Origin of the sequence: Methylobacterium indicum, assembly GCF_017347565.1 — a bacterium.
In the GTDB taxonomy this organism is placed as follows: domain Bacteria; phylum Pseudomonadota; class Alphaproteobacteria; order Rhizobiales; family Beijerinckiaceae; genus Methylobacterium; species Methylobacterium indicum.
Genome location: NZ_AP024145.1, coordinates 91278 through 117734, shown reverse-complemented (window position 1 = coordinate 117734; position 26457 = coordinate 91278). Strand labels below are relative to the sequence as shown.

Here is a 26457-nt window from a genome sequence, read left to right as displayed (position 1 = left end):
GTCGTAGAAAATGCGTCAAGACAAAAATTAGAGAGCTTCGCGATCGCTACGCGATCGTGAAATGCTCACTCCCGCGACGACATGAAGGCTGATATCGAGCCCGGCATAAGGGAGGTCTGGATGTCCCACCATACGATCGAGCGCCGGTTCGTGCCGACGCGCACCGGCGTGATCCACGTCGCGACCTGCGGCAGCGGCCTGCCGGTGCTACTGCTGCACCAGACGCCGCGCTCCTGGGACGAATATCGCGACGTGCTGCCCCTGCTCGGCGGGCAGGTGCGGGCGCTCGCGATGGACACGCCCGGCTTCGGCGACTCGCCGGCGCTGTCGGGCGTCGCGCCCTCGATCGAGGCCTGGGCCGATGCGGTGATCGCGCTGATGGAGGCGCTCGACCTGCCCGAATGCTGCCTCGTCGGGCATCATACCGGCGCCGTGGTGGCCCTTGAGGCTACGGTCCGGGCACCCGGTCGCGTGGCCGCTCTGGTCCTCTCCTCCTGCCCCATGGTCGATGCCCCGCGCCGGGCCCACCACGCCGCCAAGACGCCGATCGATATGGTGAACCCGGACGGGGAGGGGAACCACCTGCTACAGCTCTGGCGCGGGCGCCAGCCGTTCTACCCGCCCGAGATGCCCGCGCTCCTCGATCGCTTCATGGTGGACGCATTGCGGGCCGGGCCGATGGCGGCCGAAGGGCATCGTGTGGTCAACCGCTATCACATGGAGGAGCGGATCGGCCTCGTGCGGGCACCGACGCTGGTCATCGGCGCGACGGACGATCCGCACGCCTTTCCGGCGGTCCCGCGCATCGCGACAGCGATTCCGCATGCCGAGGTCACGGAGATCGCGGGCGGCACCGTGCCCCTTCCGGACGCGTTGCCGGCCCCCTTCAGCGAGGCGATCCTGCAGTTCCTGCACGCTCGTGAATTGCTGGCGTCGGCGGATTGAGGGCCGGACGGCGAGGGACGGCAAAGCACTGCTTCCGGAGTAGATGATGGCCACCCGCCGCGTCCTCACACAAGTTGGCAGGTGCGGAGTGGTAAACTACAAATTTGGAACGTCCGTTGTCGGCGGCAGAGCAGACGCACCGACTGCTACGATCGAATGCCTGCTACTGGCGCTTTCCAGTCCTTGGCATCAGGTCGTGACTCGATGCATGTGCGCCAGTGCGCGGGGCTCAGACGTTTCCCCGGCCGGCCTCCTGCAGGATCAGCGTGTCAGGCGTGAGATCCGCGATCGCCTTGCGCAGCCGTTGGCTTTCGGTCTCCAACTCCTTCATTCGGCGCACCTGGTCCGACTTCAGCCCGCCGAACTCCTTGCGCCAACGATCGTAGGTCACCTCCGTCACGCCGATCGCCCGGATCGCGTCAGCCACGCTCTGTCCCTGCGAGACCAGCACGTCCACCTGCCGCAGCTCGGCCACCACTTCTTCCGGCTTGTACTTCTTCGTTCCCACCATCCCCCGGCATACCGGCGTCGGTCTGCGCTCGGCTCGACGATCGCATCCGCGCCGATGTCATCGTGCAGAACGCCTTCGACAAGCGCCACACGCAGTAGCTCAACCTGCTGCCGAGCCCCGGCCTGACGGCCAAGGCCGCGTTCAGCATCAAGTTCGCGACGCGGTGATGCCGCGGCGGCCCGCGCCCTCCGGGTGCCGGCCTCAGGGCTTGCCCGAATCCAGGGGCGGCGCGGGCCGCGTCGCGCCGCAGGGCGTGCGCGAGAACCGGACCGGCGGCCGCGTCGCCAGGAGCGGCCCTTCCGTCGGATGGTCAACCGCCTCGAAGAAGCCGGTGGCCGCGAGGTGAGGATCGTCGAGCAGGTCCTCGATCCGGTTGACCCGCGTGCAGGGCACGTCGAGGGGGGCGAGGCGCGAGAGCCACGCCTCGGTCGTGTCCTGCGCGAGGCAGCCGGCCAGGCGCTCGTAGAGGGTGTCGATCATCGCGGCGCGGGTTGCATCGGAGCCGAGCGCCGCGTCCTGCGCCCAATCCTCGCGGCCGGCGGCGCGGAAGACCGCGCGCCAGTGGCTCGCGTTGTAGGGCAGGACCGCGATGTGGCCGTCGCGGGTCGGGTAGGGCCGGCGGTGCTTCGAGAGGAGGCGCGCGTAGCCGGACGGGCCGAGGGGCGGCCGGAAGGTGAGGCCGGCGAGGTGCTCGACGGCGAGGAACGACACCATGGATTCGAACATCGGCACCTCGATCGCCTGTCCCTCTCCCGTGCGGGCGCGGTGGAACAGGGCGGCGCTGATCGCGGTGGTGACGTAGAGCGACGCGGTCTTGTCGGCCGCGATGGTCGGCGCGTAGCGGGGCTCGCCCCCGGCCCGCCGCTCGAGATCGGCCCAGCCCGACGCCGCCTGGACGATGTCGTCGTAGGCCGGCCGGTCGCGGTAGGGCCCGTCCTGGCCGAAGCCGACGATTGCGCAGGTGATCAGCCCCAGATTGATCGTGCGCAGGCGCGCATCGTCGAGGCCGAGCCGGGCGGCGGCCTTCATCCGCATGTTGTGGACGAGGATGTCGGCGCTCCGGACGAGGTCGTCGAGCCGGGCGCGGTCTCCCACCTGCTTGAGATCGAGGACGACGCTGTCCTTGCCGCGATTGCAGTTGAGGAACGCCGCTCCCATGCCGGGCGAGCGGGCAGGGCCCGGCGCGCGCAGGATGTCGCCGCTCGGTCCCTCGACCTTGACGATCTCGGCGCCGAGCTCGGCGAGGATCTGCGTCGCGAAGGGCCCCGCGACGACCGTGCTCAGGTCGACGACCCTGATGCCTGCGAGCGGACCCGGCATGGCGCTTCTCCCTTCCTCGTACTCGGGCCCCGGCGCGCTCAGCGCGCCGTGAAGCCGCCATCGACGGGCAGGGCCACGCCCGTCACGTAGGAGGCATCGTCCGAGGCGAGCCAGAGTACCGCGTGGGCAGCCTCCTCCGGCCGACACAGGCGCCCCATCGGTACCGCGGAGACCATGCGCGCTTCGGCGGCGGCGGCTTCGGCCGGATCGCCCGAGCGGCCGGTGAAGCCGAGTTTCATCGGCGTCTCGGCGAGGCCCGGGCAGACGACGTTCACCCGGACGTTGTCGGGCGCGAAGGTCTGGGCGAGGGACTTCGTCAACCCGACCACCGCGAATTTGGCGGCGGAGTAGATCGGGCTCCACATCGAGCCGACGAGGCCCGAGACCGAGGCGGTGAACACGATCGACCCGCCGCCGCGCCGGCGCATGTGCCCGATCGCCTCGCCGGCGGCGAGGGCCGCCGCGGTGACGTTGAGGTCGATGGCGAGCCGGTAGGCCGATACGTCGAGGTTCTCGATGCCGCCGGGCCCGGGGATGCCGGCATGGGCCCACAGCACGTCGATGCCCCCGAGAGCGGCGGCGGCATCGTGGATCGAGCCACGCATCTCCTCGTGTTGCGAGAGGTCGGCCCGCACCGTCGCGACGTCATGGCCCTGCGCCGCCATATCGGCGGAAAGCCGCGCGAGCCCCTCGGCGTTCACGTCGATGGCCGCGACCCGCGCCCCCTCGCGCAGGAAGAGCTCGACGCCGGCGCGTCCCATCCCGGAGGCCGCGGCCGTCACCACCACGAGCTTGTTGGCCAGTCGCATGGTCGTTGATCCTTAGCTTGCGTCGATGCCGTCGGGGCGGCGCCCGCTACTTCACGAACGGGCATCCGCCGTCCTTCAGGGGACGGAAGGCCTCCGGGCCCGGGATGGTGGCCAAGACCTTGTAGTAATCGTAGGGCTTCTTCGATTCGTCCGGCTTCTTGACCTCGACGAGCATCATGTCGTGCAGCACGCGGCCGTCGGCGCGTAAGCTCGTCTTGCCGAAGAGCGGGTCGTCGAAGGTGCCCGCTTCCCGCATCGCCTTCACCACCGCGCCCCCGTCCTTGGCCGATCCGACCTTCGCGACCGCCCGAAGGAAGGCGATCGTGGCGGAATAGGCGCCAGCCTGGTTCATGGTGGGGTAGCGACCGTTGTTGCGGGCGGCGAAGCGCTCGCCGAAGGCCCGCGTCGCCGCGTTCAGGTCCCAGTAGAACCCTGTCGTCAGGCGCAGGCCCTGGGCGGTGCGCAGGCCCAGCGAATGGATGTCGGAGAGGAATAAGAGCATGCCGGCGAGCTGCTGCCCGCTCTGGACGATGCCGAACTCCGCCGCCTGCTTGATGGCGTTGATCGTGTCGCCGCCCGCATTGGTCAGGCCGATCACCTGCGCCTGCGAGGCCTGGGCCTGCAGCAGGAACGACGAGAAGTCCTTGGCGTCGGTGGGATGGCGCACGGTTCCCGCCACCCGGCCGCCCTCGGCCTTCACCACGGCACTGGCGTCGCGCTCGAGCGCATGGCCGAGCGCGAAATCGGCCGTGATGAAGTACCAGGACTTGCCGCCGGCCTTCGTGATCGCCTCCGCGGTGCCGTGGGCGAGCGCCCAGGTGTCGTAGGTCCAATGCACGGAGTTCGGCGTGCAGGATTTGCCGGTCAGGTCCGAGGAGCCGGACGCGGTGAACAGCGCGACCTTGTTTTTCTCCCGCACGAGCGGCGCGAGGGCGAGGGAGATCGCGCTCGTCGGCATGTCGACGACGGCGTCCACCCCGTCCGAGTCGAACCACTTGCGCGCGATGGTGCTAGACACGTCGGGCTTGTTCTGGGCGTCGGCGGCGACGACCTCGACCGTCAGGCCTTTCCCCTCCGGCAGCTTGGCAAAATCCTCGACGGCCATCCTGGTCGCTTCGGCGGCCCCGGCGCCGCCGATATCCGAGAAGATCCCGGACATGTCGGCGAGGACGCCGATCTTGACCGGGACCTGCGCCAGGGCGGCCGAAGACAGCGTCGTCGAGGCGGCGAGGGCGAGCGTCCCGAGGGTACGGCGAAGCGACATGCATTCCTCCCTGCGGCGGGCCGACTTGTCGCGGCTGTCCGCATCACGGTGCCGATCGTCGCGGCCCGCTAAATTCTTATGTAGGAATTTTTCATTCCTGATTATGAATAAGTCAAGCGCCCTGAGAGGCAGAGGGGGAGGCGGGATGCGTGTGGTGCCCCGAAGCACCAGCCGTTAGGTTGCGCAGCCATGAACCCGGGCGGCGGTCGAACCCCGCACCGGCACGGGGCGACGGGACAGATGCAGGTCAAGCAGGCGGCCAACGTTCTCGAACTGCTGGAGTATTTCGCCGAGCGGCGGCGGCCGGCCACCCTCGCCGAGATCTCGGACGATCTCGGCTGGCCGCGCTCGAGCACGTTCAACCTTGTCGGGACGATCGTCGAGAGGGGCTATCTCTACGAGCCGCGGCCGCGGGCCGGGTACTACCCGACCCCTCGCTGGCTCACGCTCGCCCTCACCGTGGCGGAGGCCGAGCCGCTGCCGGGCGTCGTCGACGACCTCGTGGCCGATGTGGCGGCCGCCACCGGCGAGACCACGGCGGTCGGCACCCTGACCGGCATCCACGCCCTGTTCCTCGTCGTGGCGGAATCCCGGCACCAGGTGCGCTACCACGCCCGGGTCGGCGACCGGGTTCCGGTCCATGCCAGCTCCGCCGGGCGGGCGATCCTCGCCCAGTATCCTGCGGCCTCGCGCGAGGCGATCTACCGCCGCGTCGCGTTCGAGCGCTTCTCCGACACGACGCCGTTGGGCGTAGAGATTGTGGAGCGTGCGCTGCTGGAGGCTGAGGAGCGCGGCTATCACCAGAGCGACTCCGAGTACATCGCCGACCTCGCCGGCGTCGCCCTCCCGCTTCCCCTCGGCGACCGCCGGCTCTCGATCGTCGTCGCGGGGCCGACCTCGCGCTGCCTCGCGCGGCGGCCCGAGACCGCCGCCATCCTGAAGGCCGCCCTGTCCCGTCATGGCCTCGCGGAGCCCGGCGCTCAGGCCCAGTCGAGGTAGGTCCGCGGGCAGGTGCCGAGGACCCGCTTGAACATCGCCGTGAAGGCGCTCGGGCTGTCGTAGCCGACGTCAAGGGCGACGCTGGTGACGGAGGCGCCGCCGCCGAGGCGGGCTAGCGCCTCCATGAGCCGCACCCGCTGCTGCCAGGCCGAGAAGCTCATCCCGGTCTCGCGGCGGAACAGGCGCGTGATCGTCCGGCGGCTCAAGCCCGTGAGGAGCGCCCATTCATCGAGGGTGCGGATCTCGCCGGCGCGGGAGAGCACGCTCTCGCAAATCCGGCCGAGACGATCGTCCTGCGGCACCGCGACATGGAGCGAGGAGGCGGGCATCCGGCCGATCTCCGCGAGCAGGAGGTCGACGAGCCGGCCCTCCCGTCCGAGTTCGTCGTAGAGGACCGGCATCGCCAGCACTTCGGCGAGGAGCGCTCGCAGGAGCGGCGTCGTCAGGGCGAGGCGGATACGAAGTGGTGCAGTTGCTGCACGTTGCCGGGAGCAACGCGCGCTGACATCGGTTCCACGCTCTTGCGCTCGCCGGGCCAGGAGCGGGCCGCGCAGATAGAGCGGCGCCCAGCGTCGCTGTTCGGCGCGGGGCAAGGCGGCCAGAAAGGGAGCCAGCCATGCCTCCAGGTGGTCCAGCCACGCCTTCGACCCGAGCTCATCCATTACGGTTCTCCCGCTCGCCTCAGCAAACAAGAGATAGGAGACACCAACCTGGCAGAGTAATGTTAAGTCGAGGTACGGCCGTTTGAACCCCTTGCGCTCAAGATAGCATCCAGGCTGTATGCACCTGCGCCAAGAAGAGCGGCATAGACAAAGCCGCCGTGCAGCGCGACGTTCTTGTGGAAATTAATAAGCATATTTCTATCAGCAAAATTATAGTGTGCGGTTAATGCTTTTGAGATGCACCAAACAGCCAAAATAAGTGCGGCAAGTCTTGTAAATAACCTAAAAACAAACATTATTCCAACTACCAGTTCGATGATGATTGTGACAGCATAAGCCGCATATGGTAACGTAAGTCCGATTTCGGCAAAGTATGCAATAGTTGTATCTGGCGAGATTGCCTTACCATGCCCGGACTAGACAAATATAACGCACAAAATGAGCTCGAAGATCGAGCTAATATTTACAGCGGCATTCGAAACATCAAATTATTTCGATTTCATTGCATAAATTCCCAGTTATCATTGCAAATATTTATTGGTTGTTTTCATGACGTAACTATCGTAGCGATTATAAGGAAACCTACGACGAATCATTCGAGTATTTCTGAACTAACTAAATTTATGCATAATTCAACTCGGGCACTATGAATTCTGCTCTACCAGCGCGATTACTTCTCATGTGTCTCTCGTGCAGAAACACTGGCAAGAATTTTGTCGATTACAAGATCGAATATTTGCTGCTCCTGCTCATTAAGATTGGCTCTCAGTCGAGCTTCGTAGCTATGTGCTAGCGGTACAATCTCACGGTAGTTGCGTTGGCCTTCTACCGTTAGCGTGAGAAAGGATTCCCGCATGTCATCGGGGTTTTGTTGTCGCTCGATCCATCCTCTCGCCTCAAGATCTGCAACCGCGCGGCTCACCTTCACCTTGTTCATGTGCGCGTGCTGCCCAATCGACTTGGCAGTGATTTCCCCGAATTCTCCTATCGTTGCGAGCACCCGCCAGCCTGGGATGTCGAGGAGGAAGCGCTCTGCATAGAGCTGAGCCAAACCCTCGCTGATGACCGTTGCGAGGACATTGAGCCGGTAAGGCATAAACGTCGCCAACCGCAGCGCCGGGCTCGGCTCATCCGCCCCACCATGCACAGCCAGCGGCTCACTCGCGGTTGACAATGGTTTCATAAGAAACTAACAGCTCCTCAGTTGGTTTCGAATGAAACTATATGCGGGCGTGCAGGGAGGCAACCCCATGAACGTGCAAGCGTCGCCGGAGAGCGGAATCACGACCCAGGTCGGGATCACTCGTGGTTACATGTCGGGCTTCGGAAACGGCTTCGAGACCGAGGCGCTGCCCGGCGCCCTGCCGGTCGGCCGCAACTCGCCCCAGCAATGCCCCTACGGCCTCTACGCCGAACAGATCTCCGGCTCGCCCTTCACCGCGCCGCGCACCACCAACGAGCGCTCCTGGCTCTACCGCATCCGACCCACGGTCATGCACTGGGGCGATTTCCGGAAGGTTGAAGCCCACCTCTGGCTCACATCGCCCGCCGAGGCCATCGAGTTGCCGCCGGCGCCGCTCCGCTGGGACCCTATCCCGATCCCGGCCGAGCCTCTCTCCTTCATCGATGGCATCCGCACCATGACGACCGCCGGCGATGCCGGGTCCCAAGCCGGTATGGGCGCGCATCTCTACCTCGCCACCCGCTCGATGCAGGACGAATACTTCTATAACGCCGACGGCGAGATGCTGGTCGTGCCGCAGCAGGGCCGCTTGCGCTTCCGCACCGAGTTCGGAATCATCAACGTCGAGCCCGGCGAGATCGTGGTGATCCCCCGCGGCGTGAAGTTCGCCGTGGACCTCCTCGACGGCCCCGCTCGCGGATATCTCTGCGAGAATTACGGCGGCGCCTTCACCCTGCCGGAGCGCGGACCCATCGGAGCCAACTGCCTCGCCAACCAGCGCGACTTCCTCACACCGGTCGCGGCCTACGAAGACCGCGACGCCCCCGGCACGATGCTGGTGAAGTGGGGCGGGACCGTATGGGCGGCCGAGATCGACCACTCGCCCCTCGACGTGGTCGCCTGGCACGGCAACTACGCGCCCTACAAGTACGACCTCAGGAAGTTCTCGCCGGTCGGCCCGATCCTGTTCGACCACGCCGACCCGTCGATCTTCACGGTGCTGACCTCGCCCTCCGAGACCCCCGGCACCGCCAACATCGACTTCGTGATCTTCTCCGACCGCTGGCTGGTGGCCGAGAACACCTTCCGGCCGCCGTGGTACCACCTCAACGTGATGAGCGAGTTCATGGGGCTGGTCTACGGCGTCTACGACGCCAAGACCGGCGGCGGCTTCCAGCCGGGCGGCGCCTCGCTGCACAACACGCTGCTGCCGCACGGGCCCGACATGGATGCCTTCGAGAAAGCCTCGAACGCCGAGCTGAAACCCCACAAGCTGGAAGGCACGCTCGCCTTCATGTTCGAGACGCGGTTTCCCCAGAAGGTCAGCCGCTTCGCCGCCGAGATCCCGGCGCTGCAGAAGGACTACGGTCGCTACGGGCGCAAGCTCGCCAGGCACTTCAACCCGCCTGCCAACACGTAATCAATATTGGATTGACAACATATATCTTGCATTACGTACTGCGGCTATAAAAATCATAGTCCGCGGAATACATTTTGGTTTACGCCAAATACGCACGCATGTTGTTGCGGCTCAAAGCCGGGCAACTATCGCTTGAGTAAAAAATCGATCTTAGGGAGGAGGTTCCATGAATGTTCAGTCTGTCGGCGCGCAAAAATTGCGATCTAATCAGGCAGCGCGAGTGCGCCTCTTGGTTGCCAGTAGCATCGGGACGATCGTGGAATGGTATGATTTCGCGATCTTCGCCGTTTGCGCGGCCCTGGTGTTCAACACCGCGTTCTTTCCTGTGTCGGATCCACTCGCAGGTCTGCTCGCAGCTCTGGCGACCCAGGCCGTAGGATTTGTCGCGCGGCCGCTAGGTGGTTGGTTCTTCGGGGCGCTCGGTGATCGGATCGGCCGCAAGCGCAGCCTTGTCGCGAGCCTCCTGCTCATGGGCGGCTCGACCGTCGCCATGGGGTTACTGCCCACCTATGCCCAGGTGGGTGCGCTCGCACCCATTCTCCTCGTGGTGCTACGCCTTCTTCAAGGTTTCGCTGTCGGCGGTGAGTCTACCGGCGCCCTCGTCATCGTCGCCGAGAGCCTTCCGGCCCGACAGCGCGGCCTCTGGACCGGCTTCCCGATGGTCGGCGGGCCAGCCGGTAACGTACTCGCGACGGCCGCGATTGGTGCAGCGCTCGGCTTTTTCGGTCAGGCTGCCTTCGCGGACTGGGCTTGGCGCCTGCCGTTCCTCGCCTCGGCGGTGCTCATACTGTTCGGATTTTGGGTGCGCCGCCGTGTCGAGGAGTCCCCTGCTTTTATCGAAGTGCAGAAGAACCGGCACGATGTTCCACGCGCACCTTTGCGCGAGGCGCTCGCCGGACATCCGTCGGATATGGCCCGCGTCCTCTTCGTTAAGGCGGCTGAGAGCGCTCTATTCTATCTTTTCTCGTCGTTCTTCATCGTCCTCGCTACGGTCTATCTAGCAGCCTCGCGATCGGACGCCTTGAATGCCTTGTTCTGGGGTTCTCTCCTCGAAGTGGCAGCGATCCTGGCTGCGGGTGCCGCGGCGGACCGGTTCGGGCGCCGGCCCGTAACGCTGGTTGGTCTCGTCACTGGCGTGATGGCCGCCTTCTACCTCTTCACGCTCGGCAAGGGTGCGTCCTCCGCGGAACTCACGACAGCGACGCTTCTCACACTCTCCTGCCACGGTGTGATCGTGGGTGGGATGTCGGCCTACTTCACCGAATTGTTTCCGGCTCGCGTTCGTTACACGGCCATGTCGACGGCCTACTCCGCCGCGGCCGTACTCGGCGGGGCGATGGCTCCCGTCATCGGCACATGGCTGCTGGAAGTCTTCCATACGCCGTTGGCGGTCGGGATCTACGCGGCGGTGATGGTCGTGCCTGGGATCTGGGCGATGGTGACGACCCGCGAAACCCGGGGCACGGACCTCCTGCAGTGAGAGCGGTCACGATGACACACCCTTCCAAACCTCTGGACACTCTCGACCATACCCACGATCCCGCCTTGCGGTCCTGGGTTCCTGGTACCGCCGGCCACGCGGACTTCCCGATCCAGAACTTGCCGCTCGGCATCTTCTCGCCGCCGCAAGGCACGCCGCGGGCCGGCGTCGCGATTGGCGATTCCATCCTGGATCTGCCGGCTCTGCTCTCCGCGAACCTGCTCTCGGGCGCGGCCGGAGCAGCGGCCGAGGCCGCCACGGGCACTGGCCTCAACGCGCTGCTCGCGCTCGGCGCCGCGCCGCGCCGCGCCCTGCGCGCAGCCCTCTCCGAGCTGCTCAGCGAGGGCTGTACCGAACGCGGCAGGATCGCTCCGCTCCTGCACGAGGCGGCCGCCTGCACACTGCATCTGCCAGCGCAGATCGGCGACTACACCGACTTCTACGTCGGCATCCACCATGCCGAGAACATCGGCAAGCAGTTCCGGCCCGACAACCCACTTCTGCCGAACTACAAGCACGTGCCGATCGGTTACCACGGTCGCGCCTCATCGATCCGGCCTTCCGGCACACCGGTGCGCCGGCCGCATGGACAGTCCAGGGCGCCGGACGCGGCAGAGCCGTCCTTCGGGCCGTCGCAGCGGCTCGACCTTGAACTCGAGCTCGGCGTCTGGATTGGGCCCGGCAACGAGCTCGGCACGCCGATCCCGATCGGAGAGGCGCAGGACCATATCGCGGGCTACTGCCTGCTCAACGACTGGTCGGCCCGCGACATCCAGGCTTGGGAATACCAGCCCCTCGGCCCCTTCCTTGCCAAGAACTTCGCCTCGACGATCTCGCCATGGATCGTCACCCCGGAGGCGCTGGCGCCGTTCCGCGTGCCGCAGGCGGCTCGGCCTGCGGGCGATCCGACGCCCCTGCCTTACCTCCTCGACGCCGCCGACCAGCGCGGTGGCGCCTTCGACATCAGTCTCGACGTGCTCCTGATGACGCCGGGCCTGCGCGCGGCCGGCCTCGCCCCGCACCGGATTTCGACCTCGAACACCCGGCACATGTACTGGACCATGGCTCAGATGGTGGCCCATCACGCCAGCGGTGGCTGCAATCTCCAGCCGGGCGACTTCCTCGGCACTGGGACGATCTCTGGGCCAGGCCGCGACGCCTGCGGCAGCCTTGTCGAAGCGACTCTTGGGGGCAAGGAGCCGATCCGGCTCGCCTCAGGGGAGGAGCGCCGTTTCCTGGAGGATGGCGATGAGATCATCCTGCGGGCCCGCGGCGTGCGCGAAGGCTTTGCGACTGTCGGGTTCGGCGAGTGTCGCGCGGTCATCCTCGGAGCGGTCGCATGAGGCTCTACAGCTACTGGCGTTCGACCTCGTCCTATCGCCTGCGCAGCGCGCTGGCGTTGAAGGGCCTAACGCCCGACCAGGTGCCGGTCCATCTCGTGCGCAACGGCGGCGAGCATCGCAGCAAGGCCTACCGGCGGATCAACCCGCAGGGACGCGTGCCGAGTCTCGTCCTCGACGACGGGAACGTGCTGATCCAGTCCCCGGCGATCATCGAGTACCTGGAGGAGGTCTACCCGGACCCGCCGCTCCTACCGGCTGATCCGGTCGCGCGGGTCCGGGTGCGGGCGGCGGCGGCGATCATCGGCTGCGACATCCATCCGCTTCACAATGTCGGGCCGCTCAACCACTTGCGGCGCGACCTCGGCCGCTCCGACGAGGACGTAGCGGCCTGGATCGGGCACTGGATCTCCGAGGGTTTCGCAGCGATCGAGGCGCTGATCGGCGACGACGGCTTCTGCTTCGGCCCAGAGCCCGGGCTCGCCGACGTGTACCTGGTCCCACAGGTCTACGCCGCCCGGCGCTTCGCGGTTTCCTTAGACCCATTCCCGAGGATCGCGCGCGCGGTCGCGCTTGGCGAGGCGCATCCCGCTTTCCAGGCGGCTCATCCCTCGCGGCAGCCTGACGCCGAATGAAAAGCGGGGCAATGGTCAGAGCGAGCCGCTACTACTGGGCCTGAGCTTCGAGCCGGGCATGTTGCACGGATACCTGGGCGTCCCGCTGCTCGGCCAAACGGTGATCCTCCGCCGGAACCCGGCTCGCCAGCCCGCGCGGCGCAGCTTCCTCGACCCACATGAGCAAAGCCGAAATCCGCATTGCGACGCAATCAACCGAATTTCGTACAAGACGCTCCTATCGCGGCCGACGCGGGTTATCGTCTACGACCTGCTGGTAGGCGCCGAGGTCCAGAAAGGCTTCCCCATTGGCGACGACACCGTCCTTCATGCGGAGGATCCAGACGTACTGGTTTCGGTACGGATGCCCGGCGGTCGTCGTAGCGCTCGCCTCGAAGCGGACGATGACCGTGTCCGCGATCGCCCAGATGTGGTGAACCTGCGGAACGATTGGCGTCGCGAGACGGCTCAACAGCGGTCCAGACGCCCGCTCGGAGAAGTCCGTCAGACCTCTATAGGTGCCGGCCACCGGGCCCGAGCCCGGGATCGTCCAGACGACGTCCGGGGCGAGCAGCGTCGGGAAGATGCTGGCGCCTGCGGCCCACCGCTGAAAAGCCTCGCGCACGGTGGTTTCGTTACGCTTCGCGACGGGCGTGTCGGACGAGGCTCTGGAGACGAGCATGGGCGTGACGCTCAGCGCGACGGCCGCCGCGAGAGCGAGCCGCCGGACAGGGAGTGCGAGCCGGAACATCGGGGTTGTCGTCATCGTCGATCTCCGTGAGGGGAGGATAGCAGGGCGCTCAGGGGGCGACCTTGCGTTGGGGCACGTGCCTATGGCGGCGGCGTCTATCGAGCCGGTAATGCGAGAGGTGCTTGCTCCCGACGGCGCAGCACCATGCCGCCATGGTGGAGCGTGTTGGCATCGACGAAGACACCGTCGGCCGTGAAGCCGGTATCGTCCCAGCACTCGATACGGGTGCCGCTCACCTCGTAGCGCCCGCGATAGGCGCCTTCGCGCGTGCCACGCGCCTCGATGTAGCGGCCGCTCGGAAGCAGTTCATGGCGAACCCGGGCATCGTCGGTGATCCACAGGCCAGCATATGGGTGCGCAGTCGTCGCCACCACGGTCTCCGCACGCGCGAGGGTTCCGAGAGATCCAATGAGGCTCGTCGCTGCGACCAGGACGATCACTCGCACTAGTGCGGCGCCTTCGTCGGACGAACAACTATCTCGTTGACGTCGACGTCGTCGGGCTGTTCCAGTGCGTAGCGCACCGCCCGACCGATAGCGTCGGGTTGGAGAGCGATGGCGCGATAAACCTTCATGGCTTCTGCCGCCGCCGGATCGGTGATCGTGTCAGCCAGCTCACTCTCCACCACGCCCGGATGGATGCAAGTGACCCGGATATCGCCGCGCTCCTGGCGCAGGCCATCCGAGATCGCACGCACTGCGAACTTCGTCGCGCAATACACAGCGGCGGTAGGCGACACGGCGAGCGCGCCGATCGAGGCGATGTTCACGACATGGCCCGAGCCGCGGGCAGTCATCTCCGGGAGAACTGCGGCGATCCCGTAGAGGACGCCCTTGACGTTCACGTCGATCATGCGGTCCCACTCGTCAACCTTGAGCGATGCCATAAGCGACAGCGGCATCACGCCCGCGTTGTTGACGATGGCGTCGACCTGCCCGAACTCTCGCCGGGCGGCATCGGCGAAGCCTGCGACGTCGCCCCGTTCCGTCACGTCCAGGCGCCGCGTGCTAACGGAGCCTCCCGCGCGCCGGAGCTCCTCGGCGAGAGCCTCGAGGCGGTCGGTGCGGCGCGCTCCGAGCATCAGCCGGGCGCCGGCGGCGGCGAGTTCCCGGGCGATGCCGACGCCGATGCCGCTCGATGCCCCCGTCACCAGTACCGTCTTGTTCAAGGACATCCTGAACCTCCTCGTCAGTTCGACCGATGCGCGAAGCCCGTTCGCCTGCTCCGGATCGTGACGAGGAGGGTGAGTGATGGGCGCCGTCGTCGATAGCTGGCTCTTGCACGACAATTTGGTTAGAATGGCTTAACAATGATACCCGACCTGAATGCGCTCGCAACTTTCATCCTCGTTGTCGAGGAACGTAGCTTCCGTGCGGCGGCGGATCGCCTGGGCGTTACTCGCTCGGCGGTGAGCCAGACGATCCGCCGCCTGGAGGACGCCATGGGCGTCGCGCTCGTCCAGCGGACCACCCGGAGCGTGGGCCTCACGGAAGCCGGCGAACTGCTCCACGCGGAGATCGCACCATCTCTTGGCAACATTCGGGCCGCGTTGGGGACGATCCGCCACCTCGGGGCCGGGCCTCGTGGTCAGCTGCGCCTCGTCGTGTCGTCCATTGCGGAGGGCTTCCTGTCGGGCCCTCTCCTCGTCGGCTTCGCCGAGGCTTGCCCCGACGTCCAACTCGACGTGCTCGTGAGCGACGAGGAGATCGATATCATTGCGCACGGCTACGACGCCGGTGTGCGCCTTGGCGAGGTGATTGAGGGGGACATGATCGCGCTACCGGTCTCGGACGACCAGCGGCAGCTCGCCGTTTGCGCGCCCAGTTACCTGGCGCAGCAGGGCGCGCCAACCCATCCGCGCGATCTCGCTACGCATCGCTGCATCGGATGGCGGCCGGCACCGCGTGCAGCGGCGTTCCGCTGGGAATTTACGGAAGCCGGGCGGGACTTCGTGGTCGACGTCGAGCCTGAGGTGACGACCAACGACATGGCCCTCATGATCCGCATGGCCGTTGCGGGTGGCGGCATCACGTTCGGCTTGGAAGAGTCTTTTCGGCCATGGATCGAACGGGGCGAGCTCGTCCCGTTACTGGAAGCGTTCAGCCCGTTCTTTCCGGGGTTCTTCCTGTACTATCCCAGCCGGCGAAACGTGGCCCCGAAGCTGCGCGCCCTTTTGGATCATATCCGCAGGCACCGAAGGTATCGATCCTGATCGTCGGGGATCGCTCACCGAAAGAGGAGGGGGAGGTATCCGACATTAGGCTCGAGGATCTCGTCGCCGCAAATCTGATCTTTGGGGGCTGCGGTAGGGCCCGCTTTGCGTCTGGATCGCGCGCAGGACAGCACGTCCGCTCACGGCAGGCTGGTCAAATCCCGCTCCCCACCCCATGCGGACCATCAGCCCTGCTGCTTTGGATGTCCGCTGTGAAGGAGGAAGCCCTTGCGGCGGTATTGGACAACGCCGTCACGTCCGAATTCGGGCCCGGAAACCATTGTCCCACTCGAAATCGGATCACGCTTCCGACCTCACGCCCCGGCCAAGTGGCGGCCGGCGAGCCAGCCGAAGGTGAGGGCAGGTCCCAGCGTGATGCCGGGCCCCGGATAGGTGCCGCCCATGACCGAGTTCATGTCGTTGCCCGCGGCGTAGAGGCCGGGGATCGGCGCGCCGTCGCGGTCGAGCACGCGGGCGTTCTCGTCGGTCACGATCCCGCCGGCGGTGCCGATGTCGCCGGGATAGACCCGCACGGCGTAGAACGGCGCGGTCTCGACCGTGCCGAGACAAGGGTTGCCGTCCTTGACCGTCGGGTCGCCGAGATAGCGGTTGTAGGCGTCGCCGCCCTTGCCGAACGCCGCGTCGCGCCCCTCCCGCGCGCCGCGGTTGAACGCCGCGACGGTCTCGGCGAGGACGGTGCCGTCGAGGCCGAGCTGGCGCGCGAGATCGTCGAGGGTGCGGCCCTCGACGAGGTAGCCGGCCTTCACGAGCTTGCGGAACGGGCGCCCGCCGGGCAGCGCGAGGCCGAGGCCCCAGCGCCGGAGGAAATCCGCATCGCAGATCAGGAAGGCCGGGATGCTCGGCACGCTCCGGTGGCTCTCGTGCATGGCGAGGCCGAACTCGTGGTACGAGGTCGACTCGTTGACGAAGCGCTTGGCCGCGCCGTTGACCCCGATCAGGCCGGGCTTCGCCCGCTCCCAGACGAGGTGGGGATAGCGCAGCACCGTGCCGTCGGGCTTCTCGAGGAGCGAGACCGGCGCGTGGAAGACGTTCGCGGCGTTCTCGCCCCGCACGACCGCGCCGGCGGCCTCGCCGAGGCGCAGCCCGTCGCCGGTGTTGCCGGCCGGCGCCATCGACCAGGGACCGACCGGATGCGGCAGCAGGGCGGCGCGGCGCTCCGGATCGTGCGGGAAGCCGCCGGTGGCGAGCACGACGCCGCGCCGGGCGCGGATCGCGACCTCGCGCCCCTCGCGCGCGACCACGAGGCCGACGACGCGCCCGCCCTCGACGAGGAGGCGCCGCGCCGGGCTGTCGAGCCAGACCGGAATCCCGCGATCGAGGACGCTCCGGTAGAGCCGCGCCGCGAGCGCGTTGCCGAGGACGAGGCGGGTGCCGCGGTGGTGGCGCAGGCGGTCGGCGGCGTAGCGGGCGACGAGCGTCATCCCGTGCTTCCACGAGGCCAGCGAGCGGGTCACGCCGAGGAGATGGTAGACGTCCGTCATCGTCACCATCATGCCGCCGAGCACCGTGAACTCGGGCAGCGGGTCGCGCAGGGTGGCGAAATGGGCCCCGAGCCGCCGGCCGTCGAAGGCCAGCGGGTCCATCGCGCGCCCGCCCATCGAGGCGCCCTCGGTATCGGGGTAGTAGTCCGGCGAAGAGGTCCGCGCCGCGAGCCGCAATTCGGTGTGCCGCTCGAGATAGTCGAGCATCCTCGGCCCGGCCTCGAGATAGGCGAGCTTCATCGCATCGCTCGACCAGTTGCCGACGATGCGGTCGAGGTAGAGCTTCGCCCGCTCCAGCGTGTCGGGATGGCCGGCCGCCGCGCCGCGGTCGGTGTTCGGGATCCAGACCGCCCCGCCCGAGACGGCGGTCGAGCCGCCGACCTTGTCGGTCTTCTCGACGATGATCACCGAGAGCCCCTCGATCGCGGCGGTGAGCGCGGCGCTCATGCCACCGGCGCCGGCGCCGACGCAGATCACGTCGGTCTCGACATCGAAGGTCGCCGGGAGGGCGTCGGCTGGCGGCCCGCTCACAGCGCGTCGCCCCGGCGCGAGTAGTTGGTGACGCTCCAGCCGCCGTCGATCGCCAGCACGTGGCCGCTGATATAGGCGGCTTCCTCCGAGCACAGGAAGTAAATCGCGTTGGCGACGTCCTCCGGCCGGCCGAGGCGCGGGAAGGGGATCGGGTCGATGTTGAGCGCCTGGAAGCGCGCATCCGTGTCGATGCGCTCGCGCGTGAGCGCGGTCTCGATCACCCCGGGCGCGACGGCGTTCACGCGGATCCCCTTCGGCCCGTAATCGGCCGCCATCTGGTGGGTCAGACCGACGACCGCGGCCTTGGTGGCGGCGTAGGGCGCGACCCGCGGATGGCCGAACAGCCCGAACACCGAGGCGAGGTTGACGATCGCCCCCCGGCCCGGCGCCAGGTGCGGCAGCGCCTCGCGCGAGAAGCGGAACAAAGCCCGCAGGTTGATGTCGACGTAGCGGTCCCACTCCGCGTCGCTCGTCTGGTCCGCCGCCTTGGCGTTGCCGATGCCGGCATTGTTCACGAGCCAGTCGAGACGGCCGAACTGCGCGAGCGCCGCGGCGACGGCGGCGCTCGGCGCGTCGTCGGCGGTGACGTCCTTGACGAGGAGCGCGACCGCCTCGGACTCGCCTGCCAAGCGGCTCGTCTCCGTCAGGCCCGCCTCGTTGAGATCGACGGCGAGCACCCGCGCACCCGCACGCACGAAGCGCAGGGTGGTGGCGCGGCCGATCCCGGAGCCGGCACCGGTGACGAGGGCGACGAAGGGTTCGGTCATGGCGCGGGCTCCCGGGGTGGTCAGACGGCGGTGCCGCCGAGCGACTTGCCGCCGTCGACGAACAGAACCTGGCCGGTGATGAAGTCGGTGCGGGGCGAGACCAGGAAGGACACGGCGTTGGCCACGTCCTCGGGCCGGCCGGCCCGGCCGGTCGGCTGGAGGGCGAGCTGGGCGGCGATCCGCTCCGGCGTCATCTGCTGGAGGAGCGGCGTGTCGATGAGGCCCGGCGCCACCGCGTTGACCAGGATGCCGCGCCGGATCACCTCCATGGCGAGCGCCCGGGTCAGGCTGACGACGGCCCCCTTCGAGGCGACATAGTCGACCTGGTTGAGCGCCCCGAGATAGGCCCGCGAGGCGATGTTGACGATCCGGGCGCCGGATTCCATCCGCGCGAGCGCCGCCTTCGCGAGGAGGAACGGCGCGATGGCGTTGACCTCGTAGGCGCGCCGGAAATCCTCGGGCGTCGTCGTGGCGATCGGCTTGTCGCGGAAGAAGCCCGCATTGTTGACGAGCGCCCGCAGCGGCGGGAGGTCGGCGACGAGCGCCGTCACCGCGGCCTCGTCGGTGACGTCGACCTGGCGCGCCTCGGCCGAGCGGTCCTGCGCGCGCAGCGCGTCGGCCACCGCCTCGGCGCGGGCGGCGTCGAGATCGGCCACGACCACGTGGAAGCCGTCCTCGGCCAGGCGCTCGGCGATCGCCCGCCCGATGCCGCTGCCGGCCCCCGTGACCAGGGCGGTGGGTCTGTCGCTCATGGTGGATCTCCTTGCGGATGCGCTCCCGGGCGATCAGGCGCCGAGATAGGCCGCGCGCAGGCTGTCGTCGGCGGCGAGCGCGGCGGAGGGGCCTTGCGCGACCACCTCGCCGTTCTCGAGGATGGTGGCGTGGTCCGAGACGGCGAGCGCCACGGCGGCGTTCTGCTCGACGATGAGGAGCGTCAGCTTCTCCTCGCGGTGCAGCCGCACGATGATGTCGAAGATCTGCTGCACCAGGAGCGGCGACAGGCCGAGCGACGGCTCGTCGAGCAGCAGGAGATGGGGGCGCGCCATCAGGGCGCGGGCGATCAGCAGCATCTGCTGCTCGCCGCCCGACATGGTGCCGGCCATCTGCCGGAAGCGCTTGGCGAGGATCGGGAAATAGCCGGTCATCACCTCGATGTCGCGGGCGATGCCGGCCTTGTCGCGCCTTCCGTGCGCGCCGATGACGAGGTTCTCGTGCACGCTCATGTCGCGGAAGATCTCGCGCCCCTCCGGCACCTGCGAGATGCCGGCGGCGACGATCGCGTCCGAGCCGAGGCCGCGCAGGGAGCGGCCGCGGAAGCGGACCTCGCCGCGTGTCGGCGCGACGATGCCTGAGATGACGTTGAGCGTCGTGGTCTTGCCCGCGCCGTTCGCGCCGAGAAGCGCGACGATCCCGCCCTCCGGCACGCGCAGGCTCACGCCCGACAGGGCCTCGATGCGGCCGTAGCCGGCCGAGACGTCGGCAAGCTCGAGGAGGTCAGCCATGCGCCGCCTCCCCGGATGCCGTCTCCTCGCGCGCCGCCTCGCCCGGCTGCGTCGTGCCGAGATAGGCCTCGATCACCCGGGGATCGCCGCGCACGCCGGCCGGCGTGCCCTCGGCGATCTTCTCGCCGAAGCTCAGGACGGTGATCGTGTCGGAGATCGACATGACGAGCTGCATCACGTGCTCCACCAGCAGCACCGTGATGCCGCGCTCCCGGTTGAGCCCGGTCAGGATCGCGTCGAGGCGCTCGATCTCGCGCGAGCGCAGGCCGGCGGCCGGCTCGTCGAGCAGCAGCAGCGTCGGCGACAGGGCGAGCGCGCGGGCGACCTCGAGGAGCTTCTGGCGCCCGAAATCGAGGCCGTTCGCCTTCGTCTCGCGGCAATCCTTCAGGCCCGTGCCCTCCAGGATCTCCTCCGCCCAGGCCCGGGTCCTGGGCGAGCCCGGCCGCAGGCGATCGATCAGGCGGGTCTCGTGGCGGGAATAGGCCCCGAGCATCACGTTCTCGAGCACGGTGAGCTCGTTGAAGAGCTCGAGGTTCTGGAACGTGCGGGCGATGCCGAGCCCCGCCATGGCGTGGGCGGGCAGCCCGGTGACGTCGCGCCCGTCGAAGCGGATGCGGCCGGCGCTCGGGCGGTAGATCCGCGACACGCAGTTGAACACGGTCGACTTGCCGGCGCCGTTGGGGCCGATCAGGGCGTGGATCGTGCCGCGCTTCACGGCCATCGACAGGCCGTTCACCGCCGTGAGGCCGCCGAAGCGCATCGTGAGGGCGTCGAGGCTGAGGAGATCGTCCATCGGGGTGCTCACCGCCGGCCGAGGCGCGCGAAGACGCCGCGCGGCGCGTACATCATCACGAGGATCAGGATGCCGCCGTAGATCATCTCCTGGTAGGACGGCACCTGGCGCAGCAGCTCCGAGACCAGCCCGAACACGACCGCGCCGCCGAGCGCCCCCGTCACCGAGCCGACGCCCCCGACCACGATCATCGTCAGGACCAGGATCGTGGTCTGGAAGCCGAGGCTGTCGGGGTGGATGAAGGTCGAGAAGGTGGTGAACAGGCCGCCCGCCGCCCCGGCGAGGAAGGCCGAGAGGGTGAAGGCCAGGAGCTTGGTGCGCCGCACGTCGATGCCGACGGCCGCCGCCGCGACCTCGGATTCCCGCACCGCCCGGAAGGCGCGGCCGAGGCCCGAGGCGTGCAGGCCCGCCACCAGGGCGACGAAGACCAGCGTCACCCCGGCGACGAGCGGGAAGGCGGCCTTGTCGGAGAGGATCGGGTGGCCGAACACCGAGGTCGGCGGGATCGCGAGCCCGTTCGGCCCGCCCGTCACCGAGGTCCAGTTGAGGAAGACCCACTGCATCGCCTCGCCGAAGGCGAAGGTCGACAGGGCCAGGTAGATGTCGCGCATGCGCAGGGACAGGACCCCGATGGCAAGCCCGCACAGGGCCGCGAGCAGGCCGCCGGCCAGGAGGGCGGCCCAGAACGGCAGTCCCAGCACACCCGCGCCGAGCGCCGCCGTGTAGATGCCGATGCCGTAGAAGGCCGCATGCGCTAGGGAGAACTGGCCGGCCTCGCCGATGACGACGTGGAGCCCGAGCGACAGCACCACGAAGACGAGGAGCAGGTTGCCGATATAGACGACGTAGCCGGTGGCGAGCGCCGGCAGCGCGACGCCGAGCCCGACGAGGAGGACCGCGACGGCGGCGAGGGTGCGCGCGCTCATACCTTCCTCACCCGGAGACGGCCGCCGAACAGACCTCGCGGCTTGAAGATCAGGACCAGCATGATGATCACGAACGGGGCGACGGTGATCGCCCGGGTCGAGACGAAGAGGCCGACGAGGTTCTCGGCGATGCCGATGATGAAGCCGCCGACCACCGCCCCCGGCAGGCTCGTGAACCCGCCGACGATCGCCGCCGCGAAGGCGAGGGTGACGACGCCCCCCATCTCGGCGGTCATCAGGAGCTTCGGGGCGATCAGGATCGCGGCGATCGCCGAGATGCCGCCGGAGAAGATCCAGACCAGCCGCTCGGTGCGGCCGAGATTGATGCCGACGAGCTGGGCGGCGCGCCGGTTCATGCCGACCGCCCGCATCGCCCGCCCGGTGCGGGTCAGGTTGAACACCGCGAAGAACGCCGCCATCACCGCCAGCGCAGTGACGAGGATCGCGAGGTCGAGGTAGCTCAGGGATGCCTGGCCGAGGGTGACCGACCCATCGGACACGACCGAGGGGAAGGAGCGCGGCGTGTCGCCGAAGCCCGTGGCGCGCACCGCGCCCTTGAGCACGTAGGACAGGCCCAGCGTCGCGATGACGAGGTTGACCGAGACCCCGCGCGCCGCCGCGACCCGCCGCAGCACCACCCGCTGGAACAGGCCGGAGGCGGCGGCGATCAGGGCCACCATCGCGGGTGCCGCCGCCCAGAGCGGCAGCCCGACGATCGCGATCAGGAAGAACGCCAGGTAGGCCGCCGCCATGTAGAACTCGCCCTCGGCGAAGTTCGCCACGTCGGTCGTGCGGAACACGATCACCAGGGCGAGCGCCAGCAGGGCGTAGACCGAGCCGGTCACCAGACCGGAGGCGATGCCCTGCTGGAGGAACAGGAAGACGATGTCGGAATCCATGGTCTGGCGATCACTGGCCCGAGATGAAGGGTCGAAGGTTATTAGGCCAAGAATAGCGGCCCGAGATTACTGGCTCTGATAGGTCCAGCGGCTGGCGAAGCTACCAGGCACCGCCGTCAGCCCCTCTCCGTCGAACTTGAAGTAGGTCGACGCCTTCTGGGCGGCGTGCTCGGTCTTCGTCAGTACGATCGGCCCGGCCATGACGCCGCTGTCGAAATCGGTGCGGTCAAGGGCCTCGATCACCTTGGCGCGGGTCGGGTTCGGTCCGGCGGCCTGGAGCGCCTTCACCACGGTCATCGCCGAGGGGATGCCGTAGGGCATGTAGACCTGCGGGTGGTCGGGCTTGCCGGCGAGGTCGGGATAGTTCGCCTTGTAGAGGTCGTAGATCCAGGACAGCTTCTCCGAGCCGGGCTTGGCCGATAGCACCTCCTCGATATAGACGTTGCGGAAGGCGTCCTTCGAGCCGACGTTGTCGGCGAGCTGCTTCAGGTTGGCGATAGCGTTCACCGCGATGACGATCGGCTTGTTGAAGCCGAGCTCCTGCGCCTTCTTGAGGATCAGTTGGGCCGGCCGGGCGTAGGTGGCAATTACCAGGGCGTCGGCGCCCGAGGCACGCATCTTCAGGACCGGGGCGGTGACGTCGGTGATCGACGGGCTCACCGACTCGGGCACCAAGGTGACGCCGTTGTCCTTGGCCTGGAAGCGGGCGCCCTCCAGGTTCCAGGCGCCGTAGGCGTCGTCGTGGTTGATGTAGGCGATCTTCTTCGCCTTCAGCTCCTTGCTGGCGAACTCGACGACCGAGCCGCCCATCGCGCGCTGCGAGATCGAGAAGGCGCCGTAGATGTTGGGCTGCGGCGGGTAGAGCGCGCCGTCGCCCGAGGCGTTGAGCATCACCCACGGCACGCCCGCGCGCACGACGTAGTCCTTGGCGGCGACGACCGGCGCGGAGCACGATCCGCCGTTGAGCAGGAACACGCCGTCCTGCTCGACGAGCTTCTTGACCGCCGCGACGACGTCGTTGGCGTTGCAGCGGTCGTCCTCCTGGACGATCACGATCTTGCGTCCGTGGATGCCGCCTTCCTTGTTGATCTTGTCGTAGTACATCCGGGCGGCGTTCATGACGTCGAAGCCGTAGGCCATCGAGGCGCCCGAGAGCGGGCCGAACATCCCGATCTTGATGCTCGTCGGCGTCAGCCCGGGCTCGTCCGCCCGGGCCGGGGCGGCCAGGCCTGCGAGCGCCGCCACGGCGAGCGCGATCCGGCTCAGACTGTGCTTCGTCACCGCTTCCTCCCGTCTCATGTCGTCTTTGTTTTTTCGTGATTTGGTGTCGGCGTGACCCGATCTACTGCATCCGGTAGCCGCCGTTCACGTCGAGCGTGGTCCCGGTCAGGTAGGCGGAGGCCGGCGAGGCCAGGAACGCCACGGCCTCGGCGACGTCGCGGGGCTGGCCGAGGCGGCCGAGCGGCACGTTGGCTGTGGAGGCCGGCGTCGTGCCGGCTCCGCCGGCGGCGAGCCGCATCATGTCGGTGTCGATCAGCCCCGGGGCGACCGCGTTCGCGGTGATGCCGAGCGGCGCGCCCTCCCGGGCGACCGCCTTGGTGAGGCCCAGGATGGCGGCCTTGGCGGCGATGTAGGCGGCGCTGGCGTTGTAGCCGCCGAGCTGGGCCGCCACCGACGAGAAGGTCACGACCCGCCCGTGCGGGACCGGCCGCTTCTGGCGCCGCCGCAGGAAGGCGCGGGCGCACAGGAAGGTCCCGGTGGCGTTCACCCCCAGCATGTCGTGCCAGTTGGCCAGCGAGGTTTCGGCGATGAGCGGCCGGCGCCCCTCGTGCAGGAGGAGCTTGCCGGCATTGCAGACCAGGACCGCGACCGGCCCGAGATCGTCCTCGACCGCGGCGAACAGCGCCTCGACAGAGGCCTCGTCGGCCACGTCCACCGTGTAGCCGGCATGGCCCGGGCCGGGCAGGCCGGCGGCGCTGCGGCGGGCGGACTCCGCGTCGATATCCGCGGCGGCGACGGTCAGGCCGGCCTCCGCGAGGACGCGGCAGACTTCCTGCCCGATGCCGCGGCCCCCTCCCGTCACGAGCGCGATGCGGTTCACGGCCGTTTCCTCCTCGGTTCTTGTTAGGTCGAACTTGGATACATGAATCCCTGTTGTCAAGGAAAAATTACTCTTTCAGAGCGTCAAAAGCGGGTCTATGTATCCATGATGCGAACGCGATCTCAGGACGTGACGGAGATCCTGCGCGGCTGGATCCTCGACGGGACCCTGCCGGCGGGCGAGCGGCTGGAGGAGGTGCCCCTGGCCGATCGTCTGGGCGTCTCGCGCACGCCCCTGCGGGCGGCCCTGACCCTGCTGGCGACCGAGCGCCTGCTCGATTACCAGCCCAAGCGCGGCTACGTCGTGCGGCGGTTCGGGGCCGAGGACGTGTTCGCCGCCTATGAGGTCCGCGCCTCGATCGAGGGGCTGGCCTGCCGGCTGGCCGCGGCGAACGGCGTTCCGGACGCGGTCGCCGCGGCCCTGCGCGCCTGCCTGGAGGAGGGCGACCGCATCCTCGCGGGCGGCGCGCTGGCGGATGGCGACCTGCAGCCCTACCAGGCGATGAACGAGCGCTTCCACGACGCGATTATCTCGCTCTCGCGCAATCCGTGGGTCGAGCGCTTCGTGCGTCAGACCCATTCGATCCCGTTCGTGTCCGGCCGGGTGATTCTCTGGCACGATTACGGGGTGATCCGGCGCTCGCACGACGACCACCACCGGATCCTGGCGGCGCTCCTCGCCCGCGACCCGGCCCGGGCCGAGGACCTGATGCGCGAGCACGTGTACTTCGCCGGCCTGTTCCTGCGCGACAATTTCGATCGCGTTCAACCCAAGCCCGGCGATGAGCCGGCCTGATCCGATCACCGGAGAAAAGTCCCCGATGAAGATCTACTACTCCCCCGCCTCGCCCTACGTCCGGAAGGTCATGGTGGTGGCCCACGAGCTCGGCCTTGCCGACCGGATCGAGCGCCTGCCGAGCGCCGCTGGTCCGGTCCAGCGCGACGCGACGATCCGGCAGCACAACCCGATCGGTCAGGTCCCGACCTTCTTCACAGATGACGGCACCGTCCTGTACGACAGCCGAGTGATCTGCGAGTACCTCGACGATCTCGGCGGCGGCCGCTTCTTCGGAACGGGCACGGAGCGCTGGCGCAACCTGACTGACGCGGCCCTGGGAGACGGCCTGCTCGGGGCCGCCCTGCTTGCACGCTACGAAGCGGTGCTCCGGCCAGAGAGCCTGCGCTGGGCCGACTGGAGCCGCGGTCAGATCGAGAAGGTGACAGACGCGATCGACAGCATGGAGAGGATGGACCTCGGCTCGCGCCTCGACATCGGCACGGTCACCTTTGGGTGCGGTCTCGGCTACCTGGATTTTCGCTTCCCCGATCTGGACTGGCGCAGCGGTCGTCCGCGCGTGGCGTCATGGTATGCCGATTTTGCGCAGCGCCCCTCGATGACGGCGACCGCGCCCGCGGGCTGAAGACAGGGCACGGCCGCTCAGCCGCCCTTCGACGGCGCGGTCAGCCGGACCGGGCTCCGGCCGCCGCATCGCCCATGGCGGGGAGGCACGATCGCAACCGGTCCTAGCGCCCCTCCCGGGAAAGTCCGAAAAAGCCAATAGCTCAATGATTACACCGCATGGCGCGCCCTACGGGATTGAGGCACGTCACCATAGAACATTGTTTTTTGAGCGTTTTCATGGTTGCCTGTACCAGCAATGTAGCACACTTCTGTGGCGACGGTGTATCATGATCTCGTGACGCGGCACGCTGTCGTGGACGCTTGATTGTTGCTGTCGGGCGACGAATTTCGCCTCAATCTCCCTGGGGTATATACGCGGGCTTCGCTCGCAAAGCCTTTGCGAGTTGGAAACGGGAAGTCCGCGACCGTGGTGACGTGATCCATCGCCTGGTGGAGGCTGTTTGGCACACCGCAACCAACCTGTCCTGCCTGATGCGGTTGTCAGCTGAATTCGACGCTGTCGCA

The 26457-nt window shown here is 67.9% G+C and carries 27 protein-coding genes and 2 pseudogenes; 9 read left to right on the top strand and 20 right to left on the bottom strand.

Annotation, left to right across the window (positions count from 1 at the left end; all coding sequences use genetic code 11):
• Positions 1 to 120: 120 nt before the first annotated feature.
• Positions 121 to 945 carry an alpha/beta fold hydrolase gene (locus miv_RS00580; RefSeq protein ID WP_207180831.1) on the top strand — a complete coding sequence of 275 codons (825 nt, stop codon included), beginning with the start codon at positions 121 to 123 and terminating at the stop codon, positions 943 to 945.
• 203 nt (positions 946 to 1148) lie between these two features.
• Here the strand turns inward: miv_RS00580 and miv_RS00575 are convergent.
• From miv_RS00575 to miv_RS00560, 4 genes and pseudogenes are all read right to left on the bottom strand, one after another.
• A pseudogene (locus miv_RS00575) lies at positions 1149 to 1453 on the bottom strand (transposase); the annotation flags it as partial.
• A 204-nt stretch (positions 1454 to 1657) separates the two neighbouring features.
• Positions 1658 to 2776: a CaiB/BaiF CoA transferase family protein gene (locus miv_RS00570; RefSeq protein WP_207180830.1), complete on the bottom strand. Its 1119-nt coding sequence runs from the start codon at positions 2774 to 2776 to the stop codon at positions 1658 to 1660.
• 38 nt (positions 2777 to 2814) lie between these two features.
• On the bottom strand, positions 2815 to 3585 hold the full coding sequence (locus miv_RS00565) for an SDR family NAD(P)-dependent oxidoreductase (RefSeq protein ID WP_207180829.1): 771 nt from the start codon (positions 3583 to 3585) through the stop codon (positions 2815 to 2817).
• Between the two features lie 46 nt (positions 3586 to 3631).
• Complete coding sequence (locus miv_RS00560; protein ID WP_048427387.1) at positions 3632 to 4849, bottom strand: ABC transporter substrate-binding protein; 1218 nt, start codon at positions 4847 to 4849, stop codon at positions 3632 to 3634.
• A 240-nt stretch (positions 4850 to 5089) separates the two neighbouring features.
• On the opposite strand from miv_RS00560, the gene miv_RS00555 reads away from it, so the two are divergent.
• A complete protein-coding gene (locus miv_RS00555) occupies positions 5090 to 5848 on the top strand; it encodes an IclR family transcriptional regulator (protein WP_048427388.1) in 759 nt (252 codons plus the stop codon).
• Here the strand turns inward: miv_RS00555 and miv_RS33165 are convergent.
• The 4 genes and pseudogenes from miv_RS33165 to miv_RS00535 all read right to left on the bottom strand — a co-directional run bounded on the left by miv_RS33165 (position 5830) and on the right by miv_RS00535 (position 7693).
• Entirely contained in the window at positions 5830 to 6009 is a 180-nt protein-coding gene (locus tag miv_RS33165) for a helix-turn-helix domain-containing protein (RefSeq protein WP_244276265.1), read from the bottom strand. The genes miv_RS00555 and miv_RS33165 overlap by 19 nt on opposite strands.
• Before the next feature lie 284 nt (positions 6010 to 6293).
• Positions 6294 to 6410 (bottom strand): annotated as a pseudogene (locus miv_RS33880) (transposase); the annotation flags it as partial.
• A gap of 162 nt (positions 6411 to 6572) precedes the next feature.
• Entirely contained in the window at positions 6573 to 6872 is a 300-nt protein-coding gene (locus tag miv_RS33875; RefSeq protein WP_425312998.1) for a DoxX family protein, read from the bottom strand.
• A 308-nt stretch (positions 6873 to 7180) separates the two neighbouring features.
• Positions 7181 to 7693 (bottom strand): MarR family winged helix-turn-helix transcriptional regulator, encoded by a 513-nt coding sequence (locus miv_RS00535; protein WP_207180825.1) that lies wholly within the window; start codon positions 7691 to 7693, stop codon positions 7181 to 7183.
• 67 nt (positions 7694 to 7760) lie between these two features.
• Here miv_RS00535 and hmgA point away from each other — a divergent pair, with 67 nt between their 5' ends.
• From hmgA to maiA, 4 genes are all read left to right on the top strand, one after another.
• On the top strand, positions 7761 to 9113 hold the full coding sequence (hmgA, locus tag miv_RS00530) for a homogentisate 1,2-dioxygenase (protein ID WP_048427389.1): 1353 nt from the start codon (positions 7761 to 7763) through the stop codon (positions 9111 to 9113).
• Positions 9114 to 9279: 166 nt separating this feature from the next.
• Positions 9280 to 10593 carry an MFS transporter gene (locus miv_RS00525; RefSeq protein WP_048427390.1) on the top strand — a complete coding sequence of 438 codons (1314 nt, stop codon included), beginning with the start codon at positions 9280 to 9282 and terminating at the stop codon, positions 10591 to 10593.
• Positions 10594 to 10604: 11 nt separating this feature from the next.
• On the top strand, positions 10605 to 11936 hold the full coding sequence (gene fahA, locus miv_RS00520) for a fumarylacetoacetase (protein WP_048427391.1): 1332 nt from the start codon (positions 10605 to 10607) through the stop codon (positions 11934 to 11936).
• Positions 11933 to 12568, top strand: coding sequence for a maleylacetoacetate isomerase (gene maiA, locus miv_RS00515; protein ID WP_207180823.1), 636 nt, complete (start codon positions 11933 to 11935; stop codon positions 12566 to 12568). Before fahA ends, maiA begins: the two co-directional genes overlap by 4 nt.
• A gap of 217 nt (positions 12569 to 12785) precedes the next feature.
• On the opposite strand, the gene miv_RS00510 is transcribed toward maiA, so the two are convergent.
• The 3 genes from miv_RS00510 to miv_RS00500 form a co-directional block, all read right to left on the bottom strand.
• A complete protein-coding gene (locus miv_RS00510) occupies positions 12786 to 13313 on the bottom strand; it encodes a nuclear transport factor 2 family protein (RefSeq protein ID WP_048427393.1) in 528 nt (175 codons plus the stop codon).
• A gap of 80 nt (positions 13314 to 13393) precedes the next feature.
• Positions 13394 to 13708, bottom strand: a complete 315-nt coding sequence (locus miv_RS00505) for an Atu4866 domain-containing protein (protein ID WP_048427408.1) — start codon at positions 13706 to 13708, stop codon at positions 13394 to 13396.
• A gap of 35 nt (positions 13709 to 13743) precedes the next feature.
• Positions 13744 to 14472 carry an SDR family oxidoreductase gene (locus tag miv_RS00500; RefSeq protein WP_048427394.1) on the bottom strand — a complete coding sequence of 243 codons (729 nt, stop codon included), beginning with the start codon at positions 14470 to 14472 and terminating at the stop codon, positions 13744 to 13746.
• A gap of 135 nt (positions 14473 to 14607) precedes the next feature.
• On the opposite strand from miv_RS00500, the gene miv_RS00495 reads away from it, so the two are divergent.
• A complete protein-coding gene (locus tag miv_RS00495; protein ID WP_048427395.1) occupies positions 14608 to 15510 on the top strand; it encodes a LysR family transcriptional regulator in 903 nt (300 codons plus the stop codon).
• Positions 15511 to 15824: 314 nt separating this feature from the next.
• Here miv_RS00495 and miv_RS00490 read toward each other — a convergent pair whose 3' ends face one another.
• The 9 genes from miv_RS00490 to miv_RS00450 form a co-directional block, all read right to left on the bottom strand.
• The gene (locus miv_RS00490; protein ID WP_048427396.1) at positions 15825 to 17543 is read right to left on the bottom strand and encodes an FAD-dependent oxidoreductase; all 1719 of its coding nucleotides are present in this window, start codon (positions 17541 to 17543) and stop codon (positions 15825 to 15827) included.
• The gene (locus tag miv_RS00485) at positions 17540 to 18310 is read right to left on the bottom strand and encodes an SDR family NAD(P)-dependent oxidoreductase (RefSeq protein ID WP_048427397.1); all 771 of its coding nucleotides are present in this window, start codon (positions 18308 to 18310) and stop codon (positions 17540 to 17542) included. Before miv_RS00485 ends, miv_RS00490 begins: the two co-directional genes overlap by 4 nt.
• Positions 18311 to 18330: 20 nt before the next feature.
• Entirely contained in the window at positions 18331 to 19062 is a 732-nt protein-coding gene (locus tag miv_RS00480; protein WP_048427398.1) for an SDR family NAD(P)-dependent oxidoreductase, read from the bottom strand.
• A gap of 33 nt (positions 19063 to 19095) precedes the next feature.
• Complete coding sequence (locus miv_RS00475; RefSeq protein WP_048427399.1) at positions 19096 to 19812, bottom strand: ABC transporter ATP-binding protein; 717 nt, start codon at positions 19810 to 19812, stop codon at positions 19096 to 19098.
• On the bottom strand, positions 19805 to 20605 hold the full coding sequence (locus miv_RS00470) for an ABC transporter ATP-binding protein (protein ID WP_082171553.1): 801 nt from the start codon (positions 20603 to 20605) through the stop codon (positions 19805 to 19807). Before miv_RS00470 ends, miv_RS00475 begins: the two co-directional genes overlap by 8 nt.
• Before the next feature lie 8 nt (positions 20606 to 20613).
• A complete protein-coding gene (locus miv_RS00465) occupies positions 20614 to 21531 on the bottom strand; it encodes a branched-chain amino acid ABC transporter permease (protein WP_048427401.1) in 918 nt (305 codons plus the stop codon).
• Positions 21528 to 22430, bottom strand: coding sequence for a branched-chain amino acid ABC transporter permease (locus miv_RS00460; RefSeq protein ID WP_207180822.1), 903 nt, complete (start codon positions 22428 to 22430; stop codon positions 21528 to 21530). Before miv_RS00460 ends, miv_RS00465 begins: the two co-directional genes overlap by 4 nt.
• Before the next feature lie 66 nt (positions 22431 to 22496).
• Positions 22497 to 23711, bottom strand: coding sequence for an ABC transporter substrate-binding protein (locus miv_RS00455; protein ID WP_202972668.1), 1215 nt, complete (start codon positions 23709 to 23711; stop codon positions 22497 to 22499).
• Positions 23712 to 23772: 61 nt separating this feature from the next.
• Positions 23773 to 24531, bottom strand: a complete 759-nt coding sequence (locus tag miv_RS00450) for an SDR family NAD(P)-dependent oxidoreductase (protein ID WP_053220862.1) — start codon at positions 24529 to 24531, stop codon at positions 23773 to 23775.
• 129 nt (positions 24532 to 24660) lie between these two features.
• Between miv_RS00450 and miv_RS00445 the strand changes: the two genes are divergently transcribed.
• Both miv_RS00445 and miv_RS00440 read left to right on the top strand, forming a co-directional pair.
• Positions 24661 to 25326 carry a GntR family transcriptional regulator gene (locus tag miv_RS00445; protein ID WP_202972667.1) on the top strand — a complete coding sequence of 222 codons (666 nt, stop codon included), beginning with the start codon at positions 24661 to 24663 and terminating at the stop codon, positions 25324 to 25326.
• A 25-nt stretch (positions 25327 to 25351) separates the two neighbouring features.
• Complete coding sequence (locus tag miv_RS00440) at positions 25352 to 25951, top strand: glutathione S-transferase (RefSeq protein WP_048427404.1); 600 nt, start codon at positions 25352 to 25354, stop codon at positions 25949 to 25951.
• Positions 25952 to 26457 lie beyond the last annotated feature (506 nt).